This window comes from Ruegeria sp. YTSB088 (assembly GCF_059609825.1).
Window position 1 is genome coordinate 1 of sequence record NZ_JBXWMM010000027.1, and the last position, 2,500, is coordinate 2,500.

Genomic DNA, 2,500 nt, shown 5'->3' on the forward strand with positions numbered 1-2,500 from the left:
CTTGAAGCGCAGATCGCCGATCTTGAGGCGAAGCTCTCAGAACCTACGCCCTCACCGGTGCGACTGCACCCAAATCTGTCCGAACTCTATCGCTCCAAGGTCGCAGATCTGGCACAGGCGTTATCGGATCCGTCGATCCGTACAGGAGCCTTGGAGATTATCCGGGGCTTGATCGAACGTGTTACGATCCAACATGAACGGGATGGCGTGCAGATCGAACTGGAGGGTGCCCTGGCAGCAATGATTGGGCTGGCCCAGAATGAACAAAGCCGCCCTGAGGCGGCTTGTTCGAGGCTCTGTTCGACCAAGGTGGTTGCGGGAGTAGGATTTGAACCTACGACCTTCAGGTTATGAGCCTGACGAGCTACCGGGCTGCTCCATCCCGCGACACTTTGGTGGTCTATTGCCTATTCGGCTATTTGAGACCTGGTAGTGTTTTTATCATCGTTTAGAGAGAAGGGGGATTTTTCTAGGTTTGGCGGTGACCTACTCTCCCGGGGCTTAAGCCCAAGTACCATTGGCGCGGCAGTGCTTAACTTCCGGGTTCGGGATGGGACCGGGTGTTTCACTTGCGCTATGACCACCAAACCGAGGAAAATCCCCGTCGCTCTTTTTGCTTTGCAAAAAGGCGACGCGCGGCAGGCAGCGTATTCGTTTACGAATGCGCGTTGCCGCACGGTTATTATGTCAATCAACAGTGTCGCTTGGCGCGACACAGCCATCCTTAGTCAAAGGTGTGTATGTTTTTGATTTGTCTTTCCATTACTGGATCAAATCAAGCCTATCGGGCGATTAGTACCGGTCAACTGAACGCATTACTGCGCTTACATCTCCGGCCTATTGACGTGGTGGTCTTCCACGGCCCTCAGGGAGACCTTGTTTTGAGGGGGGCTTCCCGCTTAGATGCCTTCAGCGGTTATCCTGTCCGATCATAGCTACCCAGCACTGCCGTTGGCACGACAACTGGTCCACCAGTGGATCGTTCACCCCGGTCCTCTCGTACTAGGGGCAACTCCTCTCAAGTCTCCTACACCCACGGCAGATAGGGACCGAACTGTCTCACGACGTTCTAAACCCAGCTCACGTACCTCTTTAAACGGCGAACAGCCGTACCCTTGGGACCTGCTCCAGCCCCAGGATGAGATGAGCCGACATCGAGGTGCCAAACACTGCCGTCGATATGGACTCTTGGGCAGTATCAGCCTGTTATCCCCGGCGTACCTTTTATCCGTTGAGCGATGGCCCTTCCACTCGGGACCACCGGATCACTATGGCCGTCTTTCGACTCTGCTCGACTTGTCAGTCTCGCAGTCAGGCTGGCTTCTGCCATTGCACTCAACGAGCGATTTCCGACCGCTCTGAGCCAACCTTCGCGCGCCTCCGTTACGCTTTAGGAGGCGACCGCCCCAGTCAAACTACCCGCCACGCAGGGTCCCGGATCCGGATAACGGACCGCGGTTAGACATCAAGAGTGCGAAGGGTGGTATCTCAAGGGAGGCTCCACAAGAACTGGCGTTCCTGCTTCAAAGCCTACCACCTATCCTGCACATCACAATCCTGATGCCAGTGCGAAGCTGTAGTAAAGGTGCACGGGGTCTTTCCGTCTAACCGCGGGAAGCCTGCATCTTGACAGGCAATTCAATTTCGCTGAGTCGATGTTGGAGACAGCGGGGAAGTCGTTACGCCATTCGTGCAGGTCGGAACTTACCCGACAAGGAATTTCGCTACCTTAGGACCGTTATAGTTACGGCCGCCGTTTACCTGGGCTTCAATTCAAGGCTCTCACCTCTCCTTTTAACCTTCAGGCACCGGGCAGGCGTCAGACCCTATACGTCGTCTTGCGACTTCGCAGAGCCCTGTGTTTTTAATAAACAGTCGCCACCCCCTGGTTTGTGCCCCCAGCCCCTAGTTGCCTAGGAACCGGGCCTCCTTCTCGCGAACTTACGGAGGTATTTTGCCGAGTTCCTTCAACATCGTTCTCTCAAGCGCCTTGGTATGCTCTACCAGTCCACCTGTGTCGGTTTAGGGTACGGTCTGATGGAGGGCTATTTCCAGGAACCACTCAGCAGCCCAATCAATCCGATAAGATTGAACTACACCTGTGATCCGTCACATCCTCCTGGCCTAGGAATATTAACCTAGTTCCCATCGCCTACGCCTTTCGGCCTCGGCTTAGGGGCCGGCTTACCCTGCTCAGATTAGCTTTAAGCAGGAACCCTTGGACTTTCGGCGAGAGTGTCTCTCACACTCTTTGTCGCTACTCATGTCATCATTCTCACTAGTGATCTCTCCACCGGATCGCTCACGCGCCGGCTTCATCGAAAAGACTCGATCCTCCAAGGTGCCCCGAAAGACACTAAAGAGGATAAGTCTTATGTCACACTACGCTCTGCTACCATGCCTTACGGCATCCTAAGCTTCGGCTCATGGCTTGAGCCCCGTTACATCTTCGCCGCAGGACAACTTATTTAGACCAGTGAGCTGTTACGCTATCTTTAAA

Annotated in this window: 1 tRNA gene and 2 rRNA genes (1 of these 3 cut by a window edge); all 3 read right to left on the reverse strand. The window is 54.5% G+C overall.

Annotation, left to right across the window (positions count from 1 at the left end):
• Positions 1-310: 310 nt before the first annotated feature.
• A tRNA-Met gene (locus AC2FFA_RS22400) sits at positions 311-387 on the reverse strand.
• An 86-nt stretch (positions 388-473) separates the two neighbouring features.
• Positions 474-588, reverse strand: a 5S ribosomal RNA gene (gene rrf / locus AC2FFA_RS22405).
• A 183-nt stretch (positions 589-771) separates the two neighbouring features.
• Positions 772-2,500: ribosomal RNA gene (locus AC2FFA_RS22410) — 23S ribosomal RNA — on the reverse strand; it runs 1,101 nt beyond the window's last position.